General features: G+C 52.8%; 15 protein-coding genes and 1 tRNA gene. 7 read left to right on the top strand and 9 right to left on the bottom strand.

Annotation, left to right across the window (positions count from 1 at the left end):
• Positions 1–50 precede the first annotated feature (50 nt).
• Entirely contained in the window at positions 51–1,094 is a 1,044-nt protein-coding gene (gene sohB, locus ACXUPB_RS11395) for a protease SohB (RefSeq protein ID WP_472952482.1), read from the top strand.
• Between the two features lie 89 nt (positions 1,095–1,183).
• Here the strand turns inward: sohB and ACXUPB_RS11390 are convergent, their stop codons facing one another.
• Positions 1,184–1,504, bottom strand: coding sequence for an ArsR/SmtB family transcription factor (locus tag ACXUPB_RS11390; RefSeq protein ID WP_008956925.1), 321 nt, complete (start codon positions 1,502–1,504; stop codon positions 1,184–1,186).
• Between the two features lie 268 nt (positions 1,505–1,772).
• Here ACXUPB_RS11390 and ACXUPB_RS11385 point away from each other — a divergent pair, with 268 nt between their 5' ends.
• From ACXUPB_RS11385 to ACXUPB_RS11375, 3 genes are all read left to right on the top strand, one after another.
• Positions 1,773–3,722: a propionyl-CoA synthetase gene (locus ACXUPB_RS11385; protein WP_472956741.1), complete on the top strand. Its 1,950-nt coding sequence runs from the start codon at positions 1,773–1,775 to the stop codon at positions 3,720–3,722.
• Positions 3,723–3,927: 205 nt separating this feature from the next.
• A complete protein-coding gene (locus ACXUPB_RS11380; protein WP_472952480.1) occupies positions 3,928–4,596 on the top strand; it encodes a 7-cyano-7-deazaguanine/7-aminomethyl-7-deazaguanine transporter in 669 nt (222 codons plus the stop codon).
• A gap of 42 nt (positions 4,597–4,638) precedes the next feature.
• A complete protein-coding gene (locus tag ACXUPB_RS11375) occupies positions 4,639–5,442 on the top strand; it encodes an alpha/beta fold hydrolase (RefSeq protein WP_472952478.1) in 804 nt (267 codons plus the stop codon).
• Between the two features lie 7 nt (positions 5,443–5,449).
• Here the strand turns inward: ACXUPB_RS11375 and ACXUPB_RS11370 are convergent, their stop codons facing one another.
• Both ACXUPB_RS11370 and ACXUPB_RS11365 read right to left on the bottom strand, forming a co-directional pair.
• Entirely contained in the window at positions 5,450–6,838 is a 1,389-nt protein-coding gene (locus ACXUPB_RS11370; RefSeq protein ID WP_472952476.1) for an exonuclease domain-containing protein, read from the bottom strand.
• A gap of 54 nt (positions 6,839–6,892) precedes the next feature.
• Complete coding sequence (locus ACXUPB_RS11365; protein ID WP_472952474.1) at positions 6,893–8,038, bottom strand: ABC transporter substrate-binding protein; 1,146 nt, start codon at positions 8,036–8,038, stop codon at positions 6,893–6,895.
• 152 nt (positions 8,039–8,190) lie between these two features.
• On the opposite strand from ACXUPB_RS11365, the gene ACXUPB_RS11360 reads away from it, so the two are divergent.
• On the top strand, positions 8,191–9,897 hold the full coding sequence (locus tag ACXUPB_RS11360; protein WP_035555732.1) for a potassium/proton antiporter: 1,707 nt from the start codon (positions 8,191–8,193) through the stop codon (positions 9,895–9,897).
• A gap of 48 nt (positions 9,898–9,945) precedes the next feature.
• Positions 9,946–10,036, top strand: a tRNA-Ser gene (locus ACXUPB_RS11355).
• A gap of 133 nt (positions 10,037–10,169) precedes the next feature.
• Here ACXUPB_RS11355 and ACXUPB_RS11350 read toward each other — a convergent pair.
• Genes ACXUPB_RS11350 through ACXUPB_RS11340 form a run of 3 tightly spaced genes read right to left on the bottom strand, consistent with a single transcriptional unit; the run spans position 10,170 to position 11,397 of the window.
• The gene (locus ACXUPB_RS11350) at positions 10,170–10,592 is read right to left on the bottom strand and encodes a tyrosine-type recombinase/integrase (protein WP_472952472.1); all 423 of its coding nucleotides are present in this window, start codon (positions 10,590–10,592) and stop codon (positions 10,170–10,172) included.
• Between the two features lie 47 nt (positions 10,593–10,639).
• Positions 10,640–11,188 (bottom strand): hypothetical protein, encoded by a 549-nt coding sequence (locus ACXUPB_RS11345; protein ID WP_472952469.1) that lies wholly within the window; start codon positions 11,186–11,188, stop codon positions 10,640–10,642.
• Positions 11,185–11,397 carry a DUF4224 domain-containing protein gene (locus ACXUPB_RS11340; RefSeq protein WP_472952467.1) on the bottom strand — a complete coding sequence of 71 codons (213 nt, stop codon included), beginning with the start codon at positions 11,395–11,397 and terminating at the stop codon, positions 11,185–11,187. Before ACXUPB_RS11340 ends, ACXUPB_RS11345 begins: the two co-directional genes overlap by 4 nt.
• Positions 11,398–11,521: 124 nt before the next feature.
• On the opposite strand from ACXUPB_RS11340, the gene ACXUPB_RS11335 reads away from it, so the two are divergent.
• Positions 11,522–11,809: a hypothetical protein gene (locus ACXUPB_RS11335; RefSeq protein ID WP_472952465.1), complete on the top strand. Its 288-nt coding sequence runs from the start codon at positions 11,522–11,524 to the stop codon at positions 11,807–11,809.
• Positions 11,810–11,848: 39 nt separating this feature from the next.
• On the opposite strand, the gene ACXUPB_RS11330 is transcribed toward ACXUPB_RS11335, so the two are convergent.
• The 3 genes from ACXUPB_RS11330 to ACXUPB_RS11320 form a co-directional block, all read right to left on the bottom strand.
• Positions 11,849–12,055 carry a hypothetical protein gene (locus ACXUPB_RS11330; protein WP_472952463.1) on the bottom strand — a complete coding sequence of 69 codons (207 nt, stop codon included), beginning with the start codon at positions 12,053–12,055 and terminating at the stop codon, positions 11,849–11,851.
• A gap of 512 nt (positions 12,056–12,567) precedes the next feature.
• Positions 12,568–13,197 (bottom strand): hypothetical protein, encoded by a 630-nt coding sequence (locus ACXUPB_RS11325; RefSeq protein ID WP_472952462.1) that lies wholly within the window; start codon positions 13,195–13,197, stop codon positions 12,568–12,570.
• A 367-nt stretch (positions 13,198–13,564) separates the two neighbouring features.
• The gene (locus tag ACXUPB_RS11320) at positions 13,565–13,909 is read right to left on the bottom strand and encodes a hypothetical protein (RefSeq protein ID WP_472952461.1); all 345 of its coding nucleotides are present in this window, start codon (positions 13,907–13,909) and stop codon (positions 13,565–13,567) included.
• Between the last annotated feature and the right edge of the window lie 16 nt (positions 13,910–13,925).

Below are 13,925 nucleotides of genomic sequence, written 5' to 3'. Positions count from 1 at the left end.
GGGCAGAGCGCCCATCCTAAAAGACTCAAGCTGACCAATGGAGAACGTCGATGAATGAATGGATAGCGGAAGTAGGTACGTTTGTCGTGCAAACCACCATCGTTATGTTGCTGATAGGCATTGGTTTATTTTTGATGGCGCGAACGAAACAAGACAAAGAGAGCGACTTAAAACTTCACATTGAGCCGCTGAATGAGCAACGCCGCCGTCGCGGTCGTCGTCTGCGGTTGACGGCCACGTTACCAGGTGCCCGTAAAAAGCTGCTAAAGACGTTTCGCAACGAAGATAAAAAACGCCATAAAGCGCAAAAAGCTAACCATGATATTACCCATGAACCACGGGTTTGGGTGCTCGATTTTCACGGTGACCTGAAGGCATCGCAAACTGAGCGCTTTGGTCAGGAAGTATCCGCTATTATTGATGTCGCCGCCGAAAATGACGAGGTGGTGATTCGGCTCGAATCCGCCGGTGGCCTGGTACACGCTTATGGGTTGGCAGCCGCACAGTTAGACCGCTTGCGTACGGCAGGGCTCACCACAACCGTATGTATTGATAAGGTGGCAGCGAGCGGTGGCTACCTGATGGCCTGTACCGCCCAGCATATCAAGGCAGCCCCCTTCGCTGTGATCGGCTCTATTGGGGTGGTGGCGCAAGTGCCCAATATTCATCGCTTGCTAAAACGCCACGATATTGACGTGGAGCTCCTAACCGCCGGTAAATACAAACGTACCTTGACCGTGTTGGGTGAAAATACCGAAGAGGGAAAAGCAAAGTTCCTCGAAGATTTAGAGAATACTCACCACTTATTCAAAAGCTATGTGGCTGAGCGGCGTCCCAGCATGGACATTGAAACGATTGCGACAGGTGAGATTTGGTACGGTAGCGAGGCCTTGCCCCAGCTGCTTGTTGACAGTGTGGGCACCAGCGAAGCTTATCTGGTTGAGCGCATGGCCGAGGCGCGTGTCTTTACAGTCAAGCTTGAGCCCCCTAAAACAGTGACTCGTAAACTTGGTTTGGCAGTGTCGGAAGGCGTTGAAAAAGCAGCCCTCAAAGCGCTTGGCTTGATCGACGCCGCTGGTTGGCAGCGGCGCTGAGCATCGTTCTGGGCTATGGTTAATAGCTAAGGTTAACAGCTACGGTTATTTTGTATGATTTTTAGCGATGTTGAAAACTATAAAGAGCTTTATGCTGCGTAGTGGTGTGCCAGGGTAGCAATCACTGCCTTGGCGCTCTCACTGCTCAGCGAATAATAGATGGTTTGTGACTCCCGCCGGGTATCGACGAGTTCATCACGTCTCAAAATGGCTAAGTGTTGTGAAAGCGCCGACTGGCTTAATGCAAGTTGTTGATTAATCTGCGTCACTGACAGCTCTTTTTCGGCAAGTAGGCAGAGTATTTGCAGGCGTTTTTCATTGGCCAGCGCTTTTAGCAGGTTAGTCCCTGCCTCAATAGCGCGACAGTTATGTTCAAGCAGGCGTGTAGCGGCGCTTGTAGAAGCAGACATAATGATCTCCTTGCCTACACTGTTACTTCAGCGTTTTTATGAGCATTGTTATACGTTGTAGTGGCATCGTCGCGTCGCGAGGATCAAGTTGTTTAATGATCTTTAATTTAGCGAGTTTTGTCCAAGTCGCTGTTTAACGATTAATCAATGGTAGGCCGGAGGTCGCTTTCTTGTCGACAATGCTGCTGAGGAGGCTGCTACTTTAGTCGCTTTTTAGCCCATAGTATGAGGGTGAGCGGGCGATTTACTTTATAAAGTGTCAACAATCATCTCGTATCCTCATTACAATAAAGACAGAGACATCATGAGCCGCTACCAACATACCTTCCAGCAGTCGATAGAGCATCCAGAAGCGTTCTGGGCCGAGCAGGCCAAACGAATTCCTTGGTATACGCCGCCTCAAACCATCCTCAGTTACGATGAGCAGCAGCATGCGCGATGGTTTAGCGATGGTGAAATGAACCTTTGCTTCGCCGCACTTGATTACCACGTTGAAAATGGCCGCGGTGACCAGGCAGCGATTTTCTGGGACTCGCCCGCCGCCCAAGCCAAACTCACCATTAGCTACCGGGATATGCGCGACAAAGTGGCTTACTTTGCGGGGGCGTTGACGCAGTTAGGGGTGGAGAAGGGGGATCGGGTGGTGATTTACATGCCAATGATCCCCGAAGCGCTGGTGGCTATGTACGCCTGCGCCCGGCTTGGTGCCATACACTCGGTGGTATTTGGTGGCTTCGCCCCCCATGAACTGGCGGCACGGATTGAAGACGCCGAGCCTAAAGTGGTGGTTGCCGCTTCCTGCGGTATCGAGCTGGGCAAGGTATTGCCCTATAAGCCAATGGTAGACCAAGCCGTTGAATTAAGCGCCCATAAGCCGGATGCCTGTGTCGTTTATCAGCGGGAAGCGCACCGAGCTGAATTGGAGGAGGGCGACTACGACTGGGAAGAGCTGGTTGCGAAGGCGCCATTTGCTGAGTGCGTGCCGGTGAAGGGAACCGACCCGCTGTATATCCTCTATACTTCAGGCACCACCGGAAAACCCAAAGGCGTTATGCGCGATACCGGTGGCTACGCGGTGGCGCTGGCTTATTCGATGCACGCGATCTACGCCATGGAGCCCGGTGAAGTGTTCTTTACCGCTTCAGATGTGGGCTGGGTCGTCGGGCACTCCTACATTGTTTACGCCCCCTTGCTACTTGGTTGCACCACGGTGGTATACGAGGGCAAGCCGGTAAAAACCCCCGATGCGGGCAGCTTCTGGCGGTTAATCGAGGAGTACCGGGTGAAGAGCTTCTTCACCGCGCCGACGGCGTTTCGCGCGATTAAGAAAGAGGATCCCGATGCCAAACTGCTACAGAACTACGATATCAGCAGCCTAAAGCATCTTTACGTGGCCGGTGAACGCCTCGATCCACCCACGTTTCACTGGCTGGATGACCTTTTGGACGTGCCGGTCATTGACCACTGGTGGCAAACTGAAACCGGCTGGCCCATTGCCGCTAACTTGCCCGGCATAGAGGCCGTGCCCACCAAGGCAGGATCCGCAACGTTCCCCGTTCCTGGCTTCAATGTGAAAGTGCTCAATCGCGATGGCGAGCAAGCCAAACCCATGGAGCAGGGCAGTGTGGTGATTAAACAGCCTATGCCGCCTGGTTGTTTGACCGGCGTATGGCGCGACGAGAAGCGCTTTCATAGTGCCTATATGGCTGCATTTCCCGGCTACTATTTAACCGGTGATGGCGGTTATTTTGATGAGCAGGGCTATCTGTTCATTATGGGCCGCACCGATGACGTCATTAACGTGGCAGGGCACAGACTCTCGACCGGCGAAATGGAAGAGGTGGTCGGTGCTCATCCTGCAGTTGCAGAGTGCGCGGTAATTGGGATTCATGACGATCTTAAAGGGCAACTGCCGATTGGCCTGGTGATTCCTAAAGATGGTTTTAATGGCGATGAAGCGACACTGGAGGCCGAGCTAATTGCGCGGGTTCGCGAGCATATTGGCCCTATTGCCTGCTTCAAGCAGGTATTAGTGGTCGAGCGCTTACCCAAAACCCGCTCGGGTAAAATTCTGCGCAAACTGCTGCGTACGATTGCCGACGGCAAAGAGTTTGGTATTCCCTCGACCATTGATGACCCCACCAGCCTAGCCGATGTTCACGCCGCCATGCGCGAACGCTCGGTAGGATCTGCGGACAAAGCCAAACCGCTGGATTGATGCGGCTACTTTTTATTTGCAAAGTATGAGGGCATTTAGATTGCCAAGGGGCGGCAGTGTCCATCCCTTGGCTTTTAATATCATGTAGAAGCCGTATAATGCGCTCCCCAGAACAGCGCCAGCTTTATCAACGTTGATGTAGCTATGCGCTTACTACCCGAGGGTTCCCTAACCCCTCTTATCTATTAAAAAAAGGTCGACCCGCATGTTTGCATTGAGTGAGACTCAGCACCGCCGTTGCCTACTGGTGATGGTGGCTTTTCATATTGGCATTATTGCCGCCAGTAACTATCTTGTTCAGCTACCGTTTACGCTGTTTGGCTTTCATACCACCTGGGGCGCGTTTAGCTTCCCGTTTATCTTTCTAGCCACTGACCTAACGGTTCGCCTGTTTGGTAAAGGGCCGGCTCGATCGATTATTCTGCGCGTTATGCTTCCCGCGCTGTTGGTCTCCTATGTGGTATCCGTGGTATTTCCCCGCGGCAGCTTTGCCGGGATTGAGGCTCTTTCGGAGTGGAATCTATTTGTCGCCCGTATCGCCCTCGCCAGCTTCTTGGCGTATGTGATTGGACAATTACTGGATGTTCAGGTGTTTGACCGCTTGCGCCAGTGGGCCTGGTGGGTGGCGCCTGTTTGTTCGACGGTGCTGGGTAATCTAGCGGATACCTTTGCGTTCTTCTCGGCAGCGTTCTATAACAGTCCAGACCCGTTTATGGCCGCCAATTGGATGGAAATTGCCGCCGTGGACTATACGATCAAACTTGCCATTAGTCTGCTGTTCTTCCTGCCGCTGTATGGTTTGTTGCTGGCCTGGCTTACGCGCCGCTTGGTGGTCTGGACAGGTCAAATGGACACAGCAACCCGTACGGCCTAATCGTATAAAGTCCACCATAATCGCCAAGGCTTAGGAGCAAGCATGATGAACGTTGCCACTGTTGATTTGCACTTTATCGATATGCCCGCCGACAAAGCCGCCGCGGATGCCACGCCGCTAGTCGTGATACATGGCTTGTTGGGGAGTGCTGATAACTGGCGTTCGCACTTAAAGGTATGGCAGCGTAGCCGCCGAGTGATTGCGCTTGATCTACGTAACCACGGCCGCTCCCCCCATGCCGAGGGAATGCGTTACGCCACTATGGTGGATGATGTGCTTGCGCTAATGGATAAGCTCTCGATTGAGCGCGCGCATGTGCTTGGCCACTCCATGGGCGGCAAGGTGGCGATCAGTTTGGCACGCTTGGCGCCTGGGCGAGTGGCATCATTAATCGTGGCCGATATCGCTCCGGTGGCTTACGAGCACGGTCACGATGATGTGTTTGCTGCGCTGGACAACGTGCGGCAAGGGCAGCCCAAAAATCGCCGTGAAGCCGATAACCTGCTGGGCGAACATGTCGATTCCCGGCCGACACGCTTGTTTTTAGCCACCAACCTGATGCGCAATGAGGACAACGTGATGGCGCTACGCGTTGGGTTGGATCATATCAAGCAGGGCTATAGTGACATTATTGGCGTGCCGGATGGCGAGCAGCCCTACGAAGGCCCAGCGCTGGTGTTGCGCGGTGGCGATTCCCACTATGTGGCAGACGATATGCTACCTACATTGCGCGACGTGCTGCCCCGTGCCCGCGTGGTAACGCTCAAAAACGCCGGCCACTGGCTACATGCTGACCAGCCAGAAGCGTTTCAGCAAGCCGTCATGGCGTTCATTGACGCTCAATAGGGCAGTCTTAACCGAGCGGGATGACCGTTAGGCCATGTTGTTCCGGGGAACGCAAAAAGCGGTTCAATATACGGTAGCTATCTACATCAAAGCTTGCGGACGCATCGGCTAGGGTTTTGGCCTTTTTAAGGCTTGCCGCACTGCCCAGGTAGCACCATTGGCGAACCACGTGCCAAGCAGGCGCTGTGCTATCCGCTGCTTGCTCTTCAATGGCAATACTGCCTGGCCAGGGCCACACATTAACCTGTAGCTGCATGAGCGCCGCCTTGGTTCGCTGAGTGTGCTGTGCAATCGACTCCTGGCCATTACAAGCGCCGAGGCACTTCCCCACCTGATTGGCAAAACAGCGGCCCTTACCTTTTTCAAGCCCCAGTACTCGCGGGCAGAGCTTTTGCTCTTCAGCAACAGCTCTTAATGTGTTCTTAGCCTCTCGTGCATTGCGGAACAAACCGTACAGTGCGCCACTGATTGGCAGGCTCATGGCACTTCCGCTAAGCAGTTCCGGGTGGTTGGCTTCTGTCTCCCAGTGCCAGGTGGTCAGCTTGCGCTGCTTGCGTAGCTGCCGGTTCATAATCGGCATTAACGTTTTCACCAGTTGCGCCTCACGCAACTGGGCGCCTAAATCGCCAGCGGTTTCCTCCCATTCGATATGTTGCACCTGCTGAGCTAGGCGCATCTCTTTATCGTCCTGGTGATCACGCTGAAAGTGGCCTAGTACGCGGCTGCGTAAATTGACGCTTTTGCCCACATACAAGGGCAGCCGATTGTGACCGTAAAAGAGATACACACCAGGGCAGGCGGGCAGCCCTTCAAGCTGAGCGCTGTCTAAATGGGCGGGCAGTGTTCGGTGGCGGCGCTCATCACCCAGAAGGTTCTGCCATGCTTCTTCACTGTGCTCAACTTGCCACGTTTGCCAGAGTGCCCACAGGGCATCCACATCATCACCAGCTCGGTGGTGGCGGATAGGTGAAATGCCGTAGCGGTTAAGTAGCGCTTTCAGATTGTGCTGACGCTCCTGGGGCGCTATCCGCCGCGATAAACGCAGCGTGCATATCAACGAGGCGCGAAAATCCTGCCCCGCGCGCTTAAACTCATTGCGCAAAAAGCTGTAGTCAAAGCGCGCATTGTGAGCAACCAATTGCCCGTCGCCCAGCCACTCACGCAGTGATTCGGCGATGTGGGTAAACCGTGGCGCCTCCCTCAGCATATCGTCACGAATCCCTGTGAGCTGAGTGATTTGCGCGGGCACTTTGCATTCTGGGTATATCAAGCTCGACCAGCGATCGACCAGCTCACCGTTAACGACTTTCAGGGCAGCGATTTCGGTAATTCGGTCGCGGGTTGCCCGGGTGCCGGTGGTCTCGACATCGACAAAGATTAATGCTGTTTCGCTCATGCGTCGCCAACGTAGTGAGAGAGCTATAGGTATGGGATGATAAGCGGTATGTGATTATAACGTGTGCGGATCTACCGCTAAACGCGATACCGGCAATACCTCGCTGGTAATGCCCGTTTGCTGCAAGAAAGTTTCAAAGGCGGCATACCGTCGGCTATCTAGTGCTGCTGGGTTAAGCGCCATGCGTCGCAGGATGTCCTCCCAGGCCCCAGCATTAATATCATTATCGAGCACCGGGTGGGTACTAATGAGCAGCTCCCAGGCAGCATCAGGATTGTCGACGATCCAGTGACTCGCCTGCTCAAGGGCAAGCACAAAGCGAGACCACGTATCGGCGCGGCGGGCAAGGGTATCGCTATTGGCCAGCACTACTAAGCCGTCACTACGGGGAATATCCAGCTCATCGAAACGAATGATGTGGGTGTTAATCCCTTCCGTTGCTAGCTGCTGAGGAAGGTAGTGATAAAAACCATCCGAGACCGCGTCGATTTGGCCTTCTCGCATTGCTCGAATTGGGTCGAAGTGTAGGTTGACCGGTGCTGCGAAATCATCGGTTTGCTGAACTGAGCGGGGTAGTAACCGAGGAATACTCAGGTCGCGGCCTTCGCCAGTGGTATAACCGTAATGTAACCCTGCCAAGGTATTTTCAGTTTCCGCTTGTTCTTCCCCCGTCACAATGACCGCCGTAAGCGACGTTTCAATCAGTGTCGCAATCCGGATAATCGGCGCACCGTTATGGGCTTGTAGATGAAGCAGCGGCTGGCGCGTTAACGCTAGATCAACCTCGCCTGCGGTTAGCAGTTTGATGGCGATGGAAGGGTCGGCCGGTGACTGAATCTCTACCTCAAGCCCTTGGTTAATATACAGACCTCGTTCTTTCGCAATCACCAAGGCAGCGTGCTGTGGGCTTAGGTACCAATCCAGCATCAGCGTCAGGTGTTTAACCGGCGGTGGCTCAAGAGGCGGGGCTGGGGAAAGTGCCATAGTGGGCGCTGCTTCGGTATCACTTTCACTTTCCCTTTCAACGGGTCGCCATAAGCCATCCGGCACCTCAACGTCGGTATCCAACGTTAGGGGGGCGGTTTCATGACTGCTTACTTCATTCTCTTCATTTGCGTAACTAGCTGAATTAAAAAATAATAACGTAAAGATGAGGCTCAGCAGGGTAGGGTGCCAATAGCGTGACAGGCAGCGCAACATAGTCAGTAACTCCAAATGTTGTAACGGCGAAGTGTAGCCGCCCGGGAAAGCTTCTGACTAGCCCTTTAACCACAAGGGCGCGCGGAGAAGACACAGTAAATTCAACGGTTACATGTAATAATAGCGCTGTATTGATGTAGAGACGGAGAGTCATGGACGCAATTTATATGTTCTTTTTGGTAGGCGGCTCGCTGATGGCGCTCAGTATCTTGGCCAGCCGCTTATCGTCAATGATGGGTGTGCCACTACTGCTGATCTTCCTTGGGCTAGGTATGCTAGCAGGTGAAGAAGGCGTGCTAGGCGTTGTGTTCGATGACTACTCCATGGCTTTTGCAATCGGCCATCTCGCGCTCGCCATGATTTTGTTAGACGGTGGTCTACGTACTCGCCTCAAAACCTTCCGGGTAGGTTTTAAGCCCGCGCTCTCTCTCGCGACCTTTGGGGTCTTTATCACCAGCGCTATTGTTGGCGTGATCGCGATGTGGATTTTTGATCTCACCATCGTGCAGGGCCTGCTGGTTGGCGCTATCGTGGGTTCCACCGATGCCGCCGCGGTGTTCTCCATGCTCAGTGGCCGCGGGGTCAATCTTAACGAGCGGGTAGGCGCCACGCTTGAAATTGAATCGGGTACAAACGACCCGATGGCGATTTTCCTAACCTTGATGCTGGTAGAGCTGTTAGTTGGCGATATTGGTGGCCCCACCGAAACGCTGCTGTTTTTTATTGCCCAGTTCGGCATTGGCTTGATTGTCGGCCTGGGTGGCGGCTGGCTGAGCGCTAAACTGCTGCGCTGGCTAGACTTGGCACCCGGCCTATATGCGATGTTGGCATTAGCGCTTGGCTTCAGTGTGTTTGGCCTAACCAGTGTGCTGGGTGGCAGCGGCTTCCTGGCTATCTACTTGGCCGGTTTGATGATTGGTAATCAGCCGGGTCGCCATCTCAACTTTATCCTCCCTGTTCACGATGGCCTCGCATGGCTTAGCCAGATTGGCCTGTTCCTGGTGCTTGGCCTGCTGGTGACGCCGAGTGAACTGTGGGACGTGGCACTACCTGCCGGCTTGGTGGCGCTGGCGCTTATCTTTGTTGCGCGCCCCTTGGCCGTGCTGATCACTATCAAACCGTTCTTTAAATTCCGCTGGCGGGAAACCTTCTTTATTGCCTGGGTCGGTTTAAGAGGGGCGGTGCCCATCGTACTGGCTATCTTCCCGGTGATTGGTGGGGTTGAAAACGCTTCACTCTACTTTAACGTCGCGTTTGCCGTGGTATTGATGTCGCTGCTAATTCAAGGCGGCTCGCTGACGCTGATGGCCAAGTGGTTGAAGGTGGAAGTACCGGTAGGCACCGTGCCTAACCGACGCGGCCCGCTGGGCATTTTGCCAGAAAACGATTTTGAGCTATTTGTTTACGGCGTAGAGAACCAGGATTTGGAGGACGTGCCTATCCGGCTTCTCCGCTTCCCATCCGGGGCGCTGATTTCGGCGCTGTTCCGCAACCACACCATGCTTCACCCCAAGGGCAGCACGCGCTTAAAACTTGGGGACGTGATTTGCGTTATCGGCCGCTCAGAAGACCTGTACTCCCTTAACCGGCTATTCAATGGCGATGCCAAACTCAAGCAGGAACGTGCCTTCTTCGGCACCTTTACCCTGGATGGCAGCGCACAAATGCAGGATATCGCTCAGGCCTATGGCCTAACACTAAGCCCCGGTGAGCAAAACATGACCCTGGCTGAGTTTATTGCCCTACGCGTGGGTGGGCACCCGGTCGTCGGGGATGATGTAGATTGGCACGGTATTCATTGGGTAGTCAGCGATATGGAAGGCGGCAAGATTACCCGTGTCGGGTTACGTTTGTACTAAAGGCGTTGACTTCCAAGGGAAAGCTGTTATTATACGCACCCATAAGCCGGAGGGATGGCAGAGCGGTTGAATGCACCGGTCTTGAAAACCGGCGTAGGTGAATAACCTACCCAGGGTTCGAATCCCTGTCCCTCCGCCACTTATTCAAGGGAATCAGCTATTTAGCTGGTTCCTTTTTTTATTTCAGGGCGTCGAAAAAGGGCGAAAATATAACGAGGGGAACACCTGCCGTTATACTGCTCGGCGTAGACCAGTGCACAATAGACGAATGTCTAATCTGAAATGAACTCTTCAGCACCCAGTGTGCTAACCCGCAAGACCTTTTTGGCGCGCAGATAAGACTGCGTGGTTCTCCGATCACTGTGCTGCAGGTTGGTGGTGGCATCAAAACCTTGATCGTCAGCATCGGTGGCATGCTTCGCTCGCAGGTCGTGCTCGGTGAATCGCTCAATCCTGCCTTCATGAATTGCCTTACGCATGCCGTATTGCCAGCGGCTATGAAACGAATCCTTGTTATAAGGCCTGCCGTACCGGTTGCTGAATAGGGTAGGGCCTTGCTTCCCTTGAGCCAGGTTGTCGGCTTTAATCTCTTTCACCAACTGAATGAGCTCATCGTCCCAGGGAATGATGGCCATCTTCCCTGTTTTGCTGCTTCGCAATGTAATGCCATCCGGTGTTAGCCGATCCAGGGGCAATTTAAGGATATCCCTCTGCCGCAATCCCGTTTTGTACTTAAATAGGGCTACCGTCTCACCCAGGGCGATGTGTATTTCAGAAAGCGCGTGAACTCTGAATGGGTAATGTAGCGGTCGCGAGGCATGAGCTTGAGCTTGGGCACTGGATCCGCAGGGTTGTGCTCGACAATTTCCCAGCGCTGGGCGTAACGAAAGATATGCTTGAGCGTGGACAGCTCATGATTGGCCTGAGTCTTGGACTGCACGCCGCGGGCATCCATATAACGATAAACGTCGTGCACCGTTATATCGCCGGGCTCGTACTCTGCAAACACGGCGCGCAGCTTCTTTAGCTCCTGCAGGTTTGATTCCCGCGTTGCCTCTGATGGCTTGGCGGGAATGATCTCGGCTTCGTAGCGGTCAAAGATTCGGCCCATGCCTGCCTTAGGGAATAACCGCTCGTGCCATTGATCATAGGCGGCTTCGGCTTCTTTGGCTGTCTCCCCGAGCCGTATCCAGCTTTTGCCCACCAGTGCCTTCTGGCGGGCGTTGCACTTATAGCGCCAGGCGCCGCTTTTCCAATACACCCGGGGAATGCCTGGGTTGTCTTGACTCATGCTTGTAAGGCCTCAAATTTAGGTCGCTTGGTTTCTGGTGCTTGGTTGGCAGCCTCGCCGCATAGCACTTGTTCAACATGCCGACGGCCAACAATCAGCGCACCTCTAGCATTTACTTTCCATCGGACCCCCATGGCATCAAGCGCCGCGCATTGTTCTTTGCAACGCTTGCGGCCAGTCAGGTTTTCGAGCTCTTCCGACGTTAACAACAGGGCTATGGTGACGTCTCCATAGGTGGACCGCGAGGCCCGAGCAGGGCCTGCGGGCGTAAAAAAAACCGCTCAACGGCGGAATATTGGTTAAGCTATATAGAAATTAAAGCGGGATTAGCTGATGGCTATTGACTACGAAATAACGGTTTACGATGGGACAAAAGTGTTATTTTCAAAGACCATCAAAATGGGATCGATAGGAACTAATAGACTTGATCAGATGATGTGCTGTTTAACAGCACGGTATGCCGAGCTTACAGGCGATGAGATAATTGCTTCCTTCTTGAACAAGAATGCCAGCGCATATCATAATCACCTTTTAATCCAGCGTCAGCCTTCTCCAAAAAGGGTTATTTACTCTTGTGGCGACTCAGTACATACGGTGGTTGCATCTAAGCCAAGACAATAGTCTTTAAAAAGCCGGGTCGACAAACGTCAGTGGGGCGTATCAGGTATGAGCCGCCGCTTTCTCACTAGCGCTGCTATCCGCTTTGCGTTGGGTAGGTCGGTTAGCATGCTCAAACTCCGTGCAGCTCACGATGACGCGGCGCTTGCTCTTGCTCATCGGCGGCATAGTAGAGAAGGGTAGGTGGCCACAATCGGCAAAGGCGTGTCGGCAGGCCATGCACATCATGTCTTTGGGGTAGTAGGTCATTGCTCCTCTGCCTCGGTTAGCTCGCTGAGGGTCGTATGCATACTTTCCTTCTCGGCACTAAAAAGCAGCCTCGTTGTGGGCGGCTGTTAATTTCCGGTTGATATGATCCGCATGCCATGGTGACATGCCTAATAAGTCATTTTTAGGAGAAGCCCATGGAATGCCCGATATGTAGCGATAACGCCGAATCTATGCCTGCCACTGGGGACTTCACTTCCTATAGGTGTTCCAGTTGCGGACCATTTGGCATATCCGGAAGCCTTTTTCGCATGCTGCGAAAGGCATCATTTGATGTGGATCGGACACGAGAGAGAATAAAAGAGGCTCGTTCCGAGTATGATTGCCCGATGCTTTCAACCTGTGACGAAGATCTTTTGATCTTTTCCTTGTAAAAGTCACCTATCACTTAGCGTAGCGCTGGCTGCGGTTTAAAGAGGGATTCAGAACGAGCGCCCATAAAAAAGCCACCTCGAAAGGTGGCCTATGAAAAGTATATATTCGCTAACTTAGTGCTATGGAGACCAGAAGGTTTGGCCCGCAGGTATTACGCCAGGTTGAGTGCCAAATTTCTCTATTAGCCGGTTAATGCATGCAGGTTTTGGCGAAAGGTCACTAACTACCATCGAGCAATATTCTTGATACTCAGGGTGTTTTAGCCCAAAACCTCCTCTAATTGCACTACTCAAAGATCTGTCAAACCAAGATCTAAAAATTATCTCCCAATGAGCAATTTCAGTATCGGTATCTTCGTTCTTAAGAAGTTTATGGGCGTTTGCTTTTAATGACTCACGCTCCGCGTAACCCGCAGGTGCGTAGCTAGTAGCAAGGTAATATTTATCAAATCGCTCGTGAATTTTCCGATGCTCACTAACATCAGATTGATCTTGAGGAGAAAAAGTTAAGTCACAGATTGGGCATTTCGCTGTACCACTTTCCGACACGAGCGCTGCGCCGTCAATTTTTTTCCGGTATTCAGCTTTGATGAGATGAAATTTTTTGTAGCCAAAAAATTGCTCAGCGGCGACATCTAGAATTTGGCTATATTTGAGAGTAGGAAAATCGTTTTTTTCGTTTCTAGCAAATTCTTTACAAGTAAGAACTCTGCTAAAAAACTCTGCTGTGCTAACAGTATTTGAACTCATTTAGAGTACTCCAAAGCATTGAATTGATGCTCCACTCACACAATCCTAGAAATATTAGATTGCTTTTTAGTTCGTTCACGATAGAGGTTCGCTTTAGTGGAGAGCAGGCGCCTACCGAACGCCTAAACATAGGTTTCCATAGTTTTTGACTTTCTGCAAGAAGAAAAGTGCCCCGTCTCGTGGGGCAACCGGCTTTGCCTATGCCTACTGATTAACAGTCAACTCGGCACGCAAGCGCTGACCCCATGCCAGCATTTGCGGGGTAGAGCCAAGGAGGGCGGCATATCTCCGCTGCACTGGCTTATTGGTACAGATAAATCGCGCGCCTCCCGAACCGACGTGCAAACGGTTAGGCGCGCTGAGTTATTTAAAAAGGAATGTCGTCGTCGAAGTCGTCATATTGAGCAGGGTTAGGCGCGCCGTAGGGGAGCTGCTGCCCTTGTTGCGGTGGCTGTCCTTGGGATCGACGCTGGTTCTGGTGTGGTTGTTGGTAACCGCCATTATTAGCAGGTGCCTGACCATTACCTTGCTGCCGGTTCGGTTTGAAACAAGACATAGCCACGCTGTCGCGGTTGTCTGGATTGGGTAGCCCTGCAGGGTTAAACCAACGGTGTAGGATAATGAACTCGCTACCGTCGTCGTTCTTCATCAAGGCACCGACATTCTGCCAGCGACCTTTTGTTTGCCCTGATTGTTGATCCGTAAGCGCCATTAAACCGACCCACTTG

This window comes from Vreelandella sp. DA03-1M (assembly GCF_055725665.1).
This window is presented reverse-complemented; position numbering and strand designations above follow the sequence as displayed.